This window comes from Mesorhizobium sp. SEMIA396, from assembly GCF_024518615.1.
Classification (GTDB): domain Bacteria; phylum Pseudomonadota; class Alphaproteobacteria; order Rhizobiales; family Rhizobiaceae; genus Mesorhizobium.
Genome location: NZ_JANIFC010000001.1, coordinates 1 through 14,040, shown reverse-complemented (window position 1 = coordinate 14,040; position 14,040 = coordinate 1). Strand labels below are relative to the sequence as shown.

General features: G+C 62.1%; 13 protein-coding genes and 2 pseudogenes. 6 read left to right on the top strand and 9 right to left on the bottom strand.

The features are described 5' to 3' along the window. Window positions 1-112: 112 nt before the first annotated feature. A complete protein-coding gene (gene katG / locus NP503_RS00075; RefSeq protein ID WP_127269041.1) occupies window positions 113-2,308 on the bottom strand; it encodes a catalase/peroxidase HPI in 2,196 nt (731 codons plus the stop codon). 263 nt (window positions 2,309-2,571) lie between these two features. On the opposite strand from katG, the gene NP503_RS00070 reads away from it, so the two are divergent. Beyond that, window positions 2,572-3,525 carry a hydrogen peroxide-inducible genes activator gene (locus NP503_RS00070; protein ID WP_127269042.1) on the top strand — a complete coding sequence of 318 codons (954 nt, stop codon included), beginning with the start codon at window positions 2,572-2,574 and terminating at the stop codon, window positions 3,523-3,525. A gap of 19 nt (window positions 3,526-3,544) precedes the next feature. Here the strand turns inward: NP503_RS00070 and NP503_RS00065 are convergent, their stop codons facing one another. Next, window positions 3,545-4,258, bottom strand: a complete 714-nt coding sequence (locus tag NP503_RS00065) for a DNA helicase (protein ID WP_127269043.1) — start codon at window positions 4,256-4,258, stop codon at window positions 3,545-3,547. A 587-nt stretch (window positions 4,259-4,845) separates the two neighbouring features. On the opposite strand from NP503_RS00065, the gene NP503_RS00060 reads away from it, so the two are divergent. Both NP503_RS00060 and NP503_RS00055 read left to right on the top strand, forming a co-directional pair. Then, the gene (locus NP503_RS00060) at window positions 4,846-5,820 is read left to right on the top strand and encodes a hypothetical protein (RefSeq protein ID WP_127271332.1); all 975 of its coding nucleotides are present in this window, start codon (window positions 4,846-4,848) and stop codon (window positions 5,818-5,820) included. Window positions 5,821-6,321: 501 nt separating this feature from the next. Further along, the gene (locus NP503_RS00055; protein ID WP_127271019.1) at window positions 6,322-7,239 is read left to right on the top strand and encodes an NADP-dependent oxidoreductase; all 918 of its coding nucleotides are present in this window, start codon (window positions 6,322-6,324) and stop codon (window positions 7,237-7,239) included. 34 nt (window positions 7,240-7,273) lie between these two features. Here the strand turns inward: NP503_RS00055 and NP503_RS00050 are convergent, their stop codons facing one another. Further along, window positions 7,274-8,068 (bottom strand): hypothetical protein, encoded by a 795-nt coding sequence (locus NP503_RS00050; protein WP_236382652.1) that lies wholly within the window; start codon window positions 8,066-8,068, stop codon window positions 7,274-7,276. 125 nt (window positions 8,069-8,193) lie between these two features. Here NP503_RS00050 and NP503_RS00045 point away from each other — a divergent pair. Continuing rightward, window positions 8,194-8,627: pseudogene (locus NP503_RS00045) on the top strand (DUF2267 domain-containing protein). A gap of 45 nt (window positions 8,628-8,672) precedes the next feature. On the opposite strand, the gene NP503_RS00040 reads toward NP503_RS00045, so the two are convergent. The 3 genes from NP503_RS00040 to pcaD form a co-directional block, all read right to left on the bottom strand. After that, on the bottom strand, window positions 8,673-8,888 hold the full coding sequence (locus NP503_RS00040; RefSeq protein WP_127271940.1) for a hypothetical protein: 216 nt from the start codon (window positions 8,886-8,888) through the stop codon (window positions 8,673-8,675). Between the two features lie 45 nt (window positions 8,889-8,933). Beyond that, entirely contained in the window at window positions 8,934-9,179 is a 246-nt protein-coding gene (locus tag NP503_RS00035; RefSeq protein ID WP_127271942.1) for a hypothetical protein, read from the bottom strand. Between the two features lie 277 nt (window positions 9,180-9,456). Beyond that, entirely contained in the window at window positions 9,457-10,248 is a 792-nt protein-coding gene (gene pcaD, locus NP503_RS00030; RefSeq protein WP_127272595.1) for a 3-oxoadipate enol-lactonase, read from the bottom strand. A 101-nt stretch (window positions 10,249-10,349) separates the two neighbouring features. Here pcaD and NP503_RS00025 point away from each other — a divergent pair, with 101 nt between their 5' ends. After that, the gene (locus NP503_RS00025) at window positions 10,350-11,354 is read left to right on the top strand and encodes a LysR family transcriptional regulator (RefSeq protein WP_127271500.1); all 1,005 of its coding nucleotides are present in this window, start codon (window positions 10,350-10,352) and stop codon (window positions 11,352-11,354) included. Here the strand turns inward: NP503_RS00025 and NP503_RS00020 are convergent. Together NP503_RS00020 and NP503_RS00015 are read right to left on the bottom strand one after the other, a co-directional pair. Then, on the bottom strand, window positions 11,344-11,658 hold the full coding sequence (locus NP503_RS00020) for a hypothetical protein (RefSeq protein WP_127271501.1): 315 nt from the start codon (window positions 11,656-11,658) through the stop codon (window positions 11,344-11,346). The genes NP503_RS00025 and NP503_RS00020 overlap by 11 nt on opposite strands. Before the next feature lie 133 nt (window positions 11,659-11,791). Beyond that, window positions 11,792-12,241 carry a GatB/YqeY domain-containing protein gene (locus NP503_RS00015; protein ID WP_127272594.1) on the bottom strand — a complete coding sequence of 150 codons (450 nt, stop codon included), beginning with the start codon at window positions 12,239-12,241 and terminating at the stop codon, window positions 11,792-11,794. Window positions 12,242-12,517: 276 nt separating this feature from the next. Between NP503_RS00015 and carA the strand changes: the two genes are divergently transcribed. After that, window positions 12,518-13,735, top strand: coding sequence for a glutamine-hydrolyzing carbamoyl-phosphate synthase small subunit (carA, locus tag NP503_RS00010; RefSeq protein ID WP_127271513.1), 1,218 nt, complete (start codon window positions 12,518-12,520; stop codon window positions 13,733-13,735). A gap of 200 nt (window positions 13,736-13,935) precedes the next feature. Here carA and NP503_RS00005 read toward each other — a convergent pair. Next, window positions 13,936-14,040 (bottom strand): annotated as a pseudogene (locus NP503_RS00005) (IS110 family transposase); the annotation flags it as partial.

Here is a 14,040-nt window from a genome sequence, read left to right as displayed (position 1 = left end):
GCAATCTCTTACGACAAGGCCGCGCTCCCATCGCTGGAAACGCGGCCCCGATCTCATGTCCTTGGGAGGATTGGCACTCCGGCGCGGCTGCGCCGGAGTGCCTTATGCGAGTTCAGGCAATGTCGAAGCGGTCGGCGTTCATCACCTTGGTCCACGCAGCGACGAAATCCCTGGTGAATTTCGCCTTGGCGTCCGCCGACCCGTAGACCTCGGCAAGCGCGCGGAGCTGGGCGTGCGAGCCGAAGATCAGGTCGGCACGGGTGCCGGTCCACTTGACCGCCTTGGTCTTGCGGTCACGCGCCTCGTAGACTTCGTCGGAGCCGGCCGCCGGATCCCAGACCGTGTTCATGCTGAGCAGATTGACGAAGAAGTCGTTGGTCAACGTACCCGGCCGGTCGGTGAGCACGCCGTGCTTCGACTTGGCCGTGTTGGCGCCGAGCACGCGCAGACCGCCGACCAGAACCGTCATCTCGGGCGCGGTCAGCGACAGCAATTGCGCGCGGTCGACCAGCATGGCCTCGACCGACATCGGCTGCTTGCCCCTGACATAGTTGCGGAAGCCATCGACTTTCGGCTCGAGCGCGGCAAAGGAATGGACATCGGTCTGTTCCTGTGAAGCATCCATGCGGCCCGGCGTGAACGGCACCTTGGTTTCGTGGCCGCCGTCCTTCGCCGCCTTCTCGACCGCGGCGACACCGCCGAGCACGATGAGATCGGCCAGCGAGATCTTTTTCCCGCCGGTCTGTGCCGCGTTGAACTCCTTCTGGATGGCTTCCAGCTTCGCCAGCACCTTCGACAGTTCAGCCGGCTGGTTGACGTCCCAATCCTTCTGCGGTGCCAGCCGGATGCGTGCGCCATTGGCACCTCCGCGCTTGTCGGAATTGCGGAACGTCGAGGCCGAGGCCCACGCAGTCGAGACCAATTCGGAGACCGACAGGCCCGATGCCAGGATCTTCGCCTTCAGCGACGCAATGTCCTGCTCGCCGACCAGTTCATGGTCGACCGCCGGGATCGGATCCTGCCAGATCAGCTCTTCCTTCGGCACGAGCGGACCGAGATAACGAACGATCGGACCCATGTCGCGATGGGTCAGCTTGTACCAGGCGCGGGCAAACGCGTCGGCGAAATGGTCCGGATGCTCATGGAAGCGCCGCGAGATCTTCTCGTAGGCCGGATCGGCCCGCAGTGCGAGATCGGTGGTCAGCATGGCAGGCGCGCGGCGCTTGGACGGATCGTGGGCATCCGGCACGGTCCCGGCACCGGCGCCGCCCTTCGGCGTCCACTGATGCGCGCCGGCCGGGCTCGTGGTCAGTTCCCATTCGAAGTTGAACAGATTGTCGAAGAAGTTGTTGCTCCACTTGGTCGGCGTCGTGGTCCAGGTCACCTCGAGGCCCGAGGTGATGGCGTCGCCTGCAATGCCGGAGGCGTGCTTGCTCGACCAGCCAAGGCCCTGCGCCTCGATGCTCGAGCCTTCAGGCTCCGCGCCCACCAGCGAGGCATCGCCGGCGCCGTGCGTCTTGCCGAAGGTGTGACCGCCAGCGATCAGCGCCACGGTCTCCTCGTCGTTCATGGCCATGCGCGCGAAGGTCTCGCGGATGTCGCGTGCCGAGGCCAGCGGATCCGGCTTGCCGTTCGGCCCTTCCGGATTGACGTAGATCAGTCCCATCTGGACGGCGCCGAGATGGCCCTGGAGTTCGCGGTCGCCGGAGTAGCGCTTGTCGTCGAGCCACTTGGTTTCCGAACCCCAATCGACGTCCTGTTCGGGTTCCCAGACGTCGGCGCGGCCGCCAGCAAAACCGAAGGTCTTGAAGCCCATCGATTCCAGCGCGACGTTGCCGGTGAGGATCAGCAGGTCGGCCCAGGAGATCTTGCGGCCATATTTCTGCTTGACCGGCCACAGCAGCCGGCGCGCCTTGTCGAGATTGGCATTGTCCGGCCAGCTGTTGAGCGGAGCAAAACGCTGCTGGCCGGCCCCGGCGCCGCCACGGCCATCGCCGATGCGGTAGGTGCCGGCACTGTGCCAGGCCATGCGGATGAACAGCGGCCCATAATGGCCGAAGTCGGCCGGCCACCACTCCTGCGAATCCGTCATCACCTGGTGCAGGTCCTTGATCACCGCATCGAGATCGAGCGACTTGAATTCCTCGGCATAGTCGAACTCTTCGCCCATCGGATCCGAAAGGTTCGATTGCTGATGGAGAACGCCAAGATCGAGTTGGTTGGGCCACCAGTCACGGTTGCTCCTGCTGGAGGATCCGTGTGCAACGGGGCATTTGCCGGCGCTGGGATCATCGGTCTGTGCGTCCATGTTCTTCTCCGATCGTGGCTGTGTTGAGCTGTTCAACTGCTGCGTGAACAGGGACGTTGGATGTCCCTGGAGGCGGTCCGTTTCATGGCTGGCGCGATGACCATATGCCCGATACGCGACCGAATATGTTGGATGTCCCGTTGCCGCGGGCATGCGCCTCACCAGGCGGTCCCGGCTGCTCCTCATCTTCGTTGCGACTCCTATAGCAAAGCCGCTTCATTAATTTAAGTTGGATTTCCTGATTACAGCGATAAGATGACATTATGACAAACCTGACGCTGAAGCAGTTGCGTTATTTCGAGGCGCTGGCGCGGCACAATCATTTCGGCCGTGCCGCCGATGCCTGCGCGATCTCGCAGCCCGCGATCTCGGTGCAGATCCGGGAGTTGGAGGAAACGCTTGGCACGGAGCTTTTCCAAAGAGGCCCACGCCAGGTCCGGCTGACCAATTTCGGCGAGGAATTCGCCTTGCGCGTTCGCGACATCCTGCGCTCGGTGGATGAGCTGACAGATCTGGCCCGCGCCTCGCGCGACCGGCTGGTGGGACGGTTGCGCATCGGGGTGATCCCGACGATCGCACCCTACCTTTTGCCTGCCATCATCGGCAACCTCGCCCGCATGCATGACGGGCTCGATATCCACGTGCGCGAAACGCAGACGCAGAAGCTGATCCAGGAACTGGCCGACGGCCGGCTCGACGCGGCCATCGTCGCCTTGCCGGTATCGGAAGCGTCGCTGACGGAAATCGTGCTGTTTGCCGAGAACTTCGTGCTGGTCCGGCCCGGCGAGGATGAGGGAAAGCCGGTGCCCAACCGCGAAATGCTGCGCGAGATGCGGCTGCTCCTGCTCGAGGAAGGCCATTGTTTTCGCGACCAGGCGCTGTCGTTCTGCAACATGCATTCGGTGCGCCCAAGGGAGTTGCTGGACGGCAGCTCGCTGTCGACCCTGGTGCAGATGGTCGGCGCCGGCGTCGGCGTCACCTTGATCCCCGAAATGGCCGTGCCGGTGGAGACGCGCTCGGCGGCGGTCTCTATCGCCCATTTCGCCAACCCCCAACCGTCGCGGACGATCGGCATGATCTGGCGCAAGACAAGCCCGATCGCCAAACAGCTGCTGCTTATATCCGAAGTGGTTCGCCAGGCGGCCGAAGCATTGCGCGCGCAGCACGGTTCGGCATCGGTTGCGCAGCCTCCGAATCTGCCGGCAGCGGCCCAATGAAGGCAGGCTGACCTGATCGTCAGCCTGCCGCCTGGAACCGGATTTCGCCCTTGTTGAGGAAGCAGGTCTTGTTGAACAGCGACAGGTCCAGAGCGTTCGGCAACCGCACATCGCTGATATCGGGACATGGCTTCTCCGCCGGATCGTATGACCGATCGATCTGCGAGATGAAGACGAGGATCAGTCCCCTGTCGCGGGCAAAGGCCTTCAGCGTGCGAACCTGCGCCATCAGGTCCGGGTTTTCCCGCTTCTGATCGAGCAGTTGCAGATAATCGATCACCACCAGCGTGCCGCGCGGCGCCGAACCCAATGCCTTGACGATATAGGCGGCACTGATGGCGTCGGAATTATCGAATGTGAACTGGTCGTTGAACTGCACCGGGTCCGCCCCGATGGCGTGAAACCGGTCCAGCACATCCCTTTGCGTATATTCGAGCGTAAAGAACACGCCGCGATGGCCTGATTTCATGGCTTCGACCGCGAGTTCGAGGCTCATCAGCGTCTTGCCGTTTCCGGGTCGCGCACCGACCAGAACCAGGTCGCCGGGCGCAAGTTGCGCAAACAGCATGCCGGCGGGCGCCGCCTCGGCTGCCTTGGCTGCAAGCAGGCTCCAGCTGGTGAACCCTTCCTGTGCTGCAACACGGTCGAGCGCTTCGTGCAGCGCAATCTTGCCCTCGCGAGACAAAAGCCTGGCTTGACGCTTGAGATGGTAGATGGGCGCGGACAACTTCATCGCAAAACCTCCTGGTGCGAGCCGTTTTTGCAATCCCTCCTTATGCCAAGTGCTCGAACAGTCGGTTCGGTGATTGGATAGCGCCCTGCATGAACGATGCTTTCCCGGCGGAGGGAGGTGGCGTGGGCCGCGCCAGAATCAGATGATAGCTCAATCCCTGCGTATCGAAAATCGCGGACCTCCAGGGATCAGGCTCCGGACTCGCGGCTCTTCACGATAGGAATTTTTTCTTGACTTCCTGCCCTCAGCTATGGTACATATTTGTCCATGGTGCTGATTTGCGCCAATGACCCGCCGCACAGGCGGGTTTTCGTTTGATGCTCCGTCAGCCAACGCGCCGACGGCCTCCGAAGGGACCCGCCAACCCGAGTTCGTTGCCCTGCTTCAAGGAAGCGAAGACGTCCGCCGCAAGCCTGGAGCCAGCATGTCGGCGTAGGCCGTTGCATGCATCGACCTGCTTTACGGCTCTTCATGCGGGTACGCTAAACAAGATGTGTTTCGCCCGATAATGCGAGGCCATCTATGATCGATTCTCGCGGCAATGCCGCAAGAAATCGCCATTCGCTTCGACAAGGAGAATTGATCCGGTGCGGTTGAGATCTGTTTCTCTGGGTGTCGTCGCCAGCCTTCTCGTCGTCATCGCCGTGGCGGTATCGGCCCGATCCTTTGCCGCACCATCTGCCGTTCCAGCCTGGCTGCAGGCTCATGTCGGCGACAGCGACGGCCAGATCTCGCAAATTGTCCTCGAACGAGCCCGCGCGCTTTACCGGAAGAAGGTCGCGCAAGGCGCTGTCAAGAACCCCTGCTACTTCGCCATGGATGCCACACGCCCCAGCGATCTGGGCAATGGCGTGCTCGGCCGTCGCTATTACGTCATCTGCGAGGCCAGCCAGTCGTTTAGCGCGATTTCGTCAGGCCACGGCAGCGGGCGGAATTTGAAAGGCGTCGTCGATTTTTCAAACGGCAAACGGTGCGCGAAGAACTTCGGCAATGCGATGGATTCATCGTTGACGGCCGGCGGCGCCTATATGACCAGCGAGGCCAAAACCTCGTTCAAGGGCTATTACCGCACCGGCGCGAAGCAGGACGCGGTTTTCCAGCGCACCTTCATCCAGTTCGACGGCGAAGGCGAAGCCGCGAACGCCAGGCAGCGGGCGATCGGCGGTCACGCTGCCCAGGTGCTGCATGGCATGTGCCTGCGCAAAAACCCGAACAGCTCGCACGCCGACCATGACGGCTTCGTGCCGTTCGGCAAGCTGGTGGACTATGCCGGCGGTCGCAGCAATGGCTGCACCAGCTGGTCGCCGGCGGATGCCAAGCGGATCATCCCGATGGTCAAGGACAATCCGACGACGCTCTACATCTACCCGGAATCGCGCGACATCACCGCGGTCGCAGCCGACCGTTCACAGCCGGGCGCCTACTGGAACGCGTCCTGCCTGAAGGAAATCGGCACACCGAAATTCTGGCCGAGAAAGACCCTTGAGCCGATCATCGCCCAATACAGGAAGGATCATCCGGCACCGCCGCCACAGCCGCTGCCGATCTGCGAAGCGTCTTGAAGTCCGCATAGCGCCGCCGCGTTGATTAAGACCGTGCTGCTTTATGTTCGTCGTGCGAACCGCATTGATCGGCGGCCCTGCGACCCACCAGCAATGATTCAATCCGATCTCCAAGGTCAGCGCGCCAGCAGCTTCGGCCCCCGCCTCTCTCCTCGGCGTCGCTACTCAAAACAGCTGTGTGCATAAGGGCCGGATGGATCAGACTGGTTGAATGCTCTGGCCGAGGAGAGAATTTCCGGCACCACGTTCAGCCGATTGCGGTGGTTGGAACCAACGGCCTGCTACCCAGTTAGAAAGCCAGCAAGTCTGGTTGTAGCCTTGCCGCCATGTGAATCAAAACCCGCCGACGCTGTCTACGGCCTAGCAGGAGTGGCGACCTTGCAGCGGCGGTGGCCCGCTGGGAAACCGGTGTGCCTGCCTTCGCAATCTGGGCTGCACAGCCGCTGACGACAGCCCAGCAGACACCGTCGCCGACAGCCAAACAACAGGAGATATGCCGACATGAAAGCAGCCCGCATCCATGCTTTTGGCGGACCTGAGGTTGTTTCGATCGATCAAGTCCCCTTGCCTCAACCGCTTGACGACGAGGTTGTGCTCAGGGTTCGCGCCGCGAGCGTCAATCCGATCGACTACAAGATCCGCGAAGGTTCGACGAGCGAAACCCTGCCGGTCACGCTCGGGCGCGACGTGTCCGGCACGGTGGAAATATGCGGCACGCGGGCGCATACGTTGAAGAAGGGCGACCCATTATTTGCGATGCTTGGTCATGACCGGGGCGGCAATGCCGAATTTGTCGTGGTCAAGGCGACGGAGGCGGCTGCGAAACCGGATCGTCTAAGCCATGTCGAAGCCGCGGCGGTGCCGCTTGCCGGCATCACTGCATGGCAGGGCCTGTTCGACCATGGCGGCCTCAAATCCGGGCAACGGGTTCTCATCCATGGCGGCGCCGGCGGCGTCGGTCATCTGGCGATCCAGTTCGCCAAGGCCGCGGGCGCGTTCGTCGCGACAACCGTTTCCGCCGAGGACGTGGTTTTCGTCCGTGAGCTCGGCGCCGATCAGACGGTCGACTACAAGAACCAGGGTTTCGAAGAGGTCGTCGATGCGGTCGACCTGGTGTTCGACCTTGTCGCGGGCGACACGCAGGACCGCTCCTGGGATGTGCTCAAGCCAGGCGGAACACTCGTTTCCACTCTTTCCGAACCGTCGCAGGAAAAGGCAAATTTGCGCCGGGCGCGTGGCGTCTCCTATCTGGCCGAACCGAATGCGGCGCATCTTGCCGAGATCGGCCGCCTCATCGAGGCCGGCAAGGTCACCCCCTTCGTGCAAGCCACGTACCCTCTTGGAGAGGTCGCCAAAGCGGAAGAACGGCTGGAAAATGAGCATGTGCGTGGCAAGATCGTGCTTGAGGTTTCCGCCTAGCGAGTTGGTGCTTCTGCCGTCCCTCTCGAACGGGTTATCCGATCCGCGCGTCGCCGTCGCTGTCCGGCACGTTCGGAAACAACACCTTCAGCTTGTGTTCCGCGCTTGCCCAACTGCGCGTGTGATGTTGCCAGAGGCACCAATTGCTCACCGCAAAGGCTAGAATGCCGACAGTCACGGCGAGACTGACTGTCGAGCCAATGACAACCTTGAGCATCACCCCGGCAAAGACACCGGCGATGGCACCGTTGACGACATTCACCATCCCTGCGGTTCCGGCGAACGCTTGCCAGGGCCTTGGCTTGAGGCCGACATCGGCCAGCAGAGCCGTTTGGTTGTCATGAGTGGAGTGAACCAGGTAGCGCGCCATCGAGGGAGTAAGCTCGGTGTAGTAGTGCCTGATGCGCGCCATGCCACGGGCGTGGACCATGTCTTCGATGGCCACCTGCACAGCCCTGACGAATGTCACCAGCCCGATGAAGTAGAGGCATGGCAACAGGATCAGGCTGAACAGCATGAAAGGAAGCCCCATCCTTGTCACCTGGGCGACGAAGGCAAGGGCGATCGTGGCGCTGGATACCGAAGTCAGGAACAAATTTGCGCGCTGATTCGCCTCCTGAATCGTCGCCGCTCTGGCGGTCCCGAGCACCAAATGCTCCGTGGTCATCATCTGCAGGAGTTGCTGCCGGTTCTCGCCTTCATCGGTTTTTGTCTTCCTTGCAGGCATCGCAAAAAACCTGTTGCGGGACGCGCTCCCCCACCCAACCAACTCCTCAAAGCCGCCCACCCAAGGAACGAACTGCTTCCGAAGGGGTTCCAGCGCAACCAAGAGCCGTTCCGTGATCCCGGAGCAGAGCCGGATCACCGACCGAGCCAATTTTGCCGACAGATAGCGAAACGATTGTCCCCGAGCATCGTTTCGAAACCAGACATGAATTTGATGAGGAGGCGATGATGAGCGCTACCGGTTTGGATGTTTTTGACAGGACGCTGCAGACGACCAACATCTGGCTCGACGAGATCATGGAGGTCCGGATCGGCGGATTGCATGGCACATATTGGGCGCGGTCTTGCGGACCGTAAGGGACAGGCTGCAGATCGGGCTTGCGGCCAAACTTGGGGCGGAACTGCCGCTCCTGGTACGCGGCGCTTATTACGACCACTACCGGCCCGCAGCCGAGCCGGACAAAACGCGCTCCCTTGAAAACTTCTCGCAGCACATCGGCGAGGAATTGAAATCGATCCGCCCCGTCGATCCCGAGGAGGCGGCACGCTCGGTGTTCCGAGTTCTTGCACGGCATATTGATCTTGGCCAATCGGCCAAGGTGCGCGATGCCCTGCCGAAAGAAATCCAGGCGCTTTGGCCCGAAAGTCTCGGCGTCAAATAGCGACGCTCCCCAGGCAGCCGTGCCGAGGCTGGCGCCCCGAGGGCGTCAGTCTCGCAAACGGTTGGCGGCATGATCCTGGTGCTGCTCGGTCGCGATCTGCCTGGAGTCCAAACCGCGTTCTTTGGAATGCTGCGCCTTGTCGCGATTGGACAGAACCTGGTTTTCTTCGAGCTTGTCCTTTGGCGTTACGGTCATGGCGCCTGTGCCAGAACCCTTTCCCTGTGAACCTGCTCCGATGTGTTTCTTGCTCCCGCGTGCCATGGGCTGCCTCCAATCTATGACAAATGTTCCAGGATCGGTGCTCATCTAGTCGTCAGGACGATTTTTGTGATGGACGCTTTCCTGATTTTTGCCGCGAAGGATGTTGCGGTCGTCCGGATCGACGAGGTTAGGTGTGTCGGTTCTCATGTCCGATCCTTTGCGCAGCGCTTCGCGTTCCGCCGCTGATCGTTTCAGATCCGCCTCTGAATCGAAATCCTTGCCGGCATTCTTTGTGTTTTCCCGCTCTTCAATGATGCGAATTTGTTGGTCATGGGTTTTGCGTCCAGTCATCGCTTCCTCCGGTGTGTTCGTGTTGGCGCTCGAAAGTCATCGGCCGCCTCTAAGGTCGGGTCACGGCGCTTGCCTGTCCGAGCCGGCTCTCGTGCTGATAATGGCAAGGTGACGGGATCGTTCCGAAGGCGTTGAATAAGCTTTTCGCCAGATGGCTCGGTTCACCGAGGCGCTCACGTTGACCGAGGCCGCCGCCCCGCCTTCTGAACCAGTACGTCCTTTGAACGTTTCGGCGACCGCCGGACTGGTGCCGGACGCCTTTCCGTCGCGCTCCAGTTCAGCGCAGGAAATCGACCACAGCCTGGATGAACTCTGCCGGATATTCGATGTTCGACAGATGGACCGCGGGCAGCACTATAAGCTTCGCGCCGGGCACCGCCGCGGCAATCATCTCACCGTGGCTGGCTGCTGTCACCGTGTCGTGCCGACCGGCGATCACCAGCGTCGGCCGCGGTATCAGTGCTACGGTGCGGCGAAGATCGGCGTCGCGAACCGCTGCGAACAGACCCGCCAGACCTTGCCGGTCGATAGCCAGCAGCATGGTGCGAAACTCTTCGACCACCGGCTCGTTGGCGGCAACCATCGACGTGGGGAACCAGTTGCTCAGGAACGTCTCGGCGGTTTCCGACATGTCCGGTGCCTGCCGCACCGCGGCAATCCGCTCGTCGAAATAGCTTGCCGGCGAGAGATGGGACGAGGTGTTGCTCAGGATCAGCCGGTCGATCCGCTCCGGCGCGTGGATGCCGAGCCACTGCGCGACGAACCCGCCGAGCGACAGGCCAAGGAAATGTACGCGTTGCAGGTCGAGCGCGTCGAGCAGCTCGATGACGTCGCGGCCAAGCCGGTCGAGCGAGTAGGCGCCGACGGGAACGCTCGATCCGCCATGGCCGCGAAAATCGTAGCGCAAGACACGGAAATGCTTCGACAATTCGCCGATCTGCCTGTCCCACATGTGCAGCGTGGTGCCGATGGAATTCGACAGCACCAGCACCGGCTTGCTTGCCTCGCCATCGAAGCGGTAGGCGATGCGCGTGCCGTCGCCCGTTGTGACGAAATTCAGCTCATTCATGATGAAGATTCCTTCTGGAACGTTGAACGAGACAGAGCCTAGCCGTGGAGCGATTTTGTTGATATTACAAAGATAGAACAATCTCTGTAGTAAAAACTGACATGGCCGAATTCACCCTGCACGACCTGCAATGCTTCGATGCAGTGGTCCGCACCGGCGGTTTTCAACCTGCGGCGGCCATGCTGTATCGCTCGCACCCGGCGGTGTTCGCCGCCGTCGCCAAGCTGGAACGACAGCTCGGCCTCATCCTTTTGGACCGCAGCGGCTATCGCGTGCGTCCGACCGAGGCCGGGCTTTCGTTCCACCGCCGAGCGCTATCGCTGCTGCGCGAGTTGGACGGTTTGCGCGTCCATGCCGCCCAGTTGGCGATGGGTGAGGAAAGCGAGATCCACGTGGTGATAGGCGACCTGTGCCCGCGCCCGCATGTGCTGGGCATGCTCGGGCGGTTCTTCGCACAGTGCCCCGGCACGCGCCTGCATCTGCATTTTGAAGCGGTGGGCGGCCCATGGGAGCGTCTATTCGATGACGAAGCCGATCTGATCCTGCACTGGGTCGACAAGGGCGATGCGCGGGTGGAATGGGTCGATCTGTGCAAGGTGTCCTTCATTCCCGTGGTGGCGCCGGGCTTTCTGCCCGGGCGTATCGAGCAGCCGATCACTCTGGATCAGATGCAGGCACTCACCCAATGCGTCATGCGCGACAGCGCCCGCCATTCGCCACAACAAAACTATTCGCTGATCGAAGGCGCGCCGCAATGCCTCGTCGCCGACCAGGGCATGAAGAAGGAGATCATCCTGCAGGGCCTTGGCTGGGGCCACCTGCCCCGCTTCCTGATCGAGGAAGAACTGCATGACGGGCGCCTGCAATCCATTGCCGGCCGCCATCTGCCGGGCCGCACCGACGAACTGGTGGTGGCGCGGCGCCGCGACCGACCGCATGGGCCGATCGCCAACCGGCTGTGGGATCATATCCAGCAGGAAGCGCCGACATTGCGCCGTGCATTGGAGCCGACGGGGCCCGCCGGACAGACACCCACCAACCAGTCGCGAAAGGCGCAAGTGGCAACGCCAGGACCTCTCGGGTCCCGTCCAGCGATCACTTCTTGACATACGCTCCAGGCTGGCGGCCGCTCTTCGGAGCCTTGGCGTCCTTTGAACGCTCCGCGATAGCGGGGCCGGCGCCGGACGTCTTTTCGGTTGCGGCGCTCGGCGTGACTTGCCTTGGCGGGTTTTGTCCCTCCGACTGGCGGGTTCGGTCTTCTACTTCATCCTTCCTGCGGGTGAGCCCCATTCCGCCGGCGGGCTTCTTGTTGGCGGCCGCATCCTGGGAGAATTCATCGGAAGCGTCGGCATCGATCTTTGCCGGATATTTCGTCGCACCGGTTTCATAGCGGGTTTCGTTCTCAGTCATGACATCTCTCCAGTTGCATGACGGATAAACATCTCAGCGGTATCCGAGTTCCAACTCCTGGACTTCGATTCCGGACGGATCTGGGTTCCGGGAGCGCCCGGTCGGCCACCCAAGCGACGAGATGAGCAGCACCCTACTGCAGCAGGCCCTTGACGATGCCGCTCGCCTTGCCGAAATCCATCTGGCCGGCATATTTCTGCTTCAGTGCGGCAATCACCTTGCCCATGTCCTTCTGGCTGGCCGCACCGGTCGCGGCGATCGCCTCGCGCGCCGCAGCCGTCACCGCCGCATCGTCCAACTGCGTCGGCAGGAAGGTGCGGATGATCTCCATCTCGCCGCGCTCCTGCGCGGCGAGATCGGGCCGCTTGCCGTCGTCGAAGGCTTTGGCCGATTCCTCGCGCTGCTTCACCATCTTGGCCAGGATCTGCAGGATCTCCTCGTCGCTGGCCGGCTCCTTGCCCGAACCGCGATTGGCGATGTCGCGGTCGTGAATAGCCGCCTGGATCAGCCGCAATGTCGGCAGCCGGTGCTTGTCCTGCGCCTTCATCGCGCTCTTCAGGGATTCGGCGATTTTTCCGCGCATGGTGCATTCTCCTTCGATCGGCGCGGACAATAGCGCCGGGGGCGAGCCAAGGCAAACCCTGATATGCCGGGGCAAGCCACTGATTTTGCTAGGCGAAATAAAACATGGCGGCATTTCGCATGATCATTGACCGCCCTGCCCCCTTCCCCTATGTACTGGGCCTTGCATGAACGGAAATTTGACTGCGTGGGAGCCGCGAAATCGCCGCTTCGCGCCGTTTGCCGCGCAGATGGCCCGCCGGGCCGGTTGCAGCGCGCGGCCTGATAGGAGTGCCGCATGGCCGAGATGACCGCCGCCTCGACGCCCGCCTGGGCCACTGAAAAGCCGACCGCCCTTCTGGTGCTGGCCGACGGCACCGTCATCGAAGGTCGCGGTCTCGGCGCCACCGGCTCCGCCGTCGCCGAAGTCTGCTTCAACACGGCGCTGACCGGCTACCAGGAAATCCTCACAGACCCTTCCTATGCCGGCCAGATCGTCACCTTCACCTTCCCGCATATCGGCAACATCGGCACCAATGACGAGGACATCGAGGACCTCAATCCCGCCGCCCGCGCCGGTGCCGTCGGCGCCGTGTTCAAGGCCGATGTCACCAATCCTTCCAACTATCGCGCCGGCGCCGGTCTCGACCAATGGCTGAAGAAGCGCGGCATCGTCGCCCTGTCGGGCATCGACACGCGCGCTCTGACCGCACTGATCCGCGAAAAGGGCATGCCCAACGCCGTCATCGCGCACGCGCCCGACGGCGTGTTCGATCTCGACGATCTGAAGCGGCGCGCCGCCGCATGGTCGGGCCTGATCGGGCTCGACCTCGCCAAGGATGTCACCTCGGGCCAGTCCTCGGTCTGGCGCGAGACGCCCTGGGTGTGGAACGAAGGCTTTGGCGAACAGACCGAACCGACAATGCATGTCGTCGCCATCGATTATGGCGTCAAACGTAACATATTGCGCCTGCTCGCCGGCCTCGGCGCCAAGGTCACGGTGGTGCCGGCCAAGACCGGCGCCGAAGAAATCCTTGCCATGCAGCCGGACGGCATTTTTCTCTCCAATGGCCCCGGCGACCCGGAAGCCACCGGTGATTATGCCGTGCCGGTCATCCGGGATCTGTTGAAGACCGACATCCCCGTGTTCGGCATCTGCCTCGGCCACCAGATGCTGGCACTGGCGCTGGGCGGCAAGACCGCCAAGATGCACCAGGGCCATCACGGCGCCAACCATCCGGTCAAGGACCACACCACCGGCAAGGTCGAGATCGTCTCGATGAACCACGGCTTTGCCGTCGATGCCGACTCGCTGCCATCAGGCGTCGAGGAAACCCACGTCTCACTGTTCGATGGTTCGAACTGCGGCATCACGCTGACTGGCCGGCCGGTGTTCTCGGTCCAGCATCACCCGGAGGCTTCGCCCGGCCCGCAGGATTCGCACTATCTGTTCCGTCGCTTCGTCAATCTAATCCGCGAGAAGCGCGGCGAGGAATTGCTGGCCGAACGGGCTTAGCGCGATCCGCTTGCGCCGCCCCTCATCTGCCTGCCGGCATCTTCTCCCCGTATAGTGACGGGGAGAAGGAAGCTGGCCGCACTCTTGGCGTTCTTCTCGCAACATTGATAATTGGTGAAACCATCGGACAACAGCATCTTTCTCCCCGTCACTATACGGGGAGAAATGCCCGGCAGGGCAATGAGCGACTATCTGTGGTGTCAAGTTGCATTGGCGAACTCCATGCGCGCATCGCGTGCTTTTGCATTGAGAATGACGAGGAGTTTTCGCGCCAGCGCCATGCGGATGACCATTTTGGTTTTGCC

What these genes read in the sequence shown, in the direction of transcription:
- katG (WP_127269041.1), bottom strand. Translation starts at nt 2,308, where the DNA reads ATGGACGCACAGACCGATGATCCCAGCGCCGGCAAATGCCCCGTTGCA.
- NP503_RS00070 (WP_127269042.1), top strand. Translation starts at nt 2,572, where the DNA reads ATGACAAACCTGACGCTGAAGCAGTTGCGTTATTTCGAGGCGCTGGCG.
- NP503_RS00065 (WP_127269043.1), bottom strand. Translation starts at nt 4,258, where the DNA reads ATGAAGTTGTCCGCGCCCATCTACCATCTCAAGCGTCAAGCCAGGCTT.
- NP503_RS00055 (WP_127271019.1), top strand. Translation starts at nt 6,322, where the DNA reads ATGAAAGCAGCCCGCATCCATGCTTTTGGCGGACCTGAGGTTGTTTCG.
- NP503_RS00040 (WP_127271940.1), bottom strand. Translation starts at nt 8,888, where the DNA reads ATGGCACGCGGGAGCAAGAAACACATCGGAGCAGGTTCACAGGGAAAG.
- NP503_RS00035 (WP_127271942.1), bottom strand. Translation starts at nt 9,179, where the DNA reads ATGACTGGACGCAAAACCCATGACCAACAAATTCGCATCATTGAAGAG.
- pcaD (WP_127272595.1), bottom strand. Translation starts at nt 10,248, where the DNA reads ATGAATGAGCTGAATTTCGTCACAACGGGCGACGGCACGCGCATCGCC.
- NP503_RS00025 (WP_127271500.1), top strand. Translation starts at nt 10,350, where the DNA reads ATGGCCGAATTCACCCTGCACGACCTGCAATGCTTCGATGCAGTGGTC.
- NP503_RS00020 (WP_127271501.1), bottom strand. Translation starts at nt 11,658, where the DNA reads ATGACTGAGAACGAAACCCGCTATGAAACCGGTGCGACGAAATATCCG.
- NP503_RS00015 (WP_127272594.1), bottom strand. Translation starts at nt 12,241, where the DNA reads ATGCGCGGAAAAATCGCCGAATCCCTGAAGAGCGCGATGAAGGCGCAG.
- carA (WP_127271513.1), top strand. Translation starts at nt 12,518, where the DNA reads ATGGCCGAGATGACCGCCGCCTCGACGCCCGCCTGGGCCACTGAAAAG.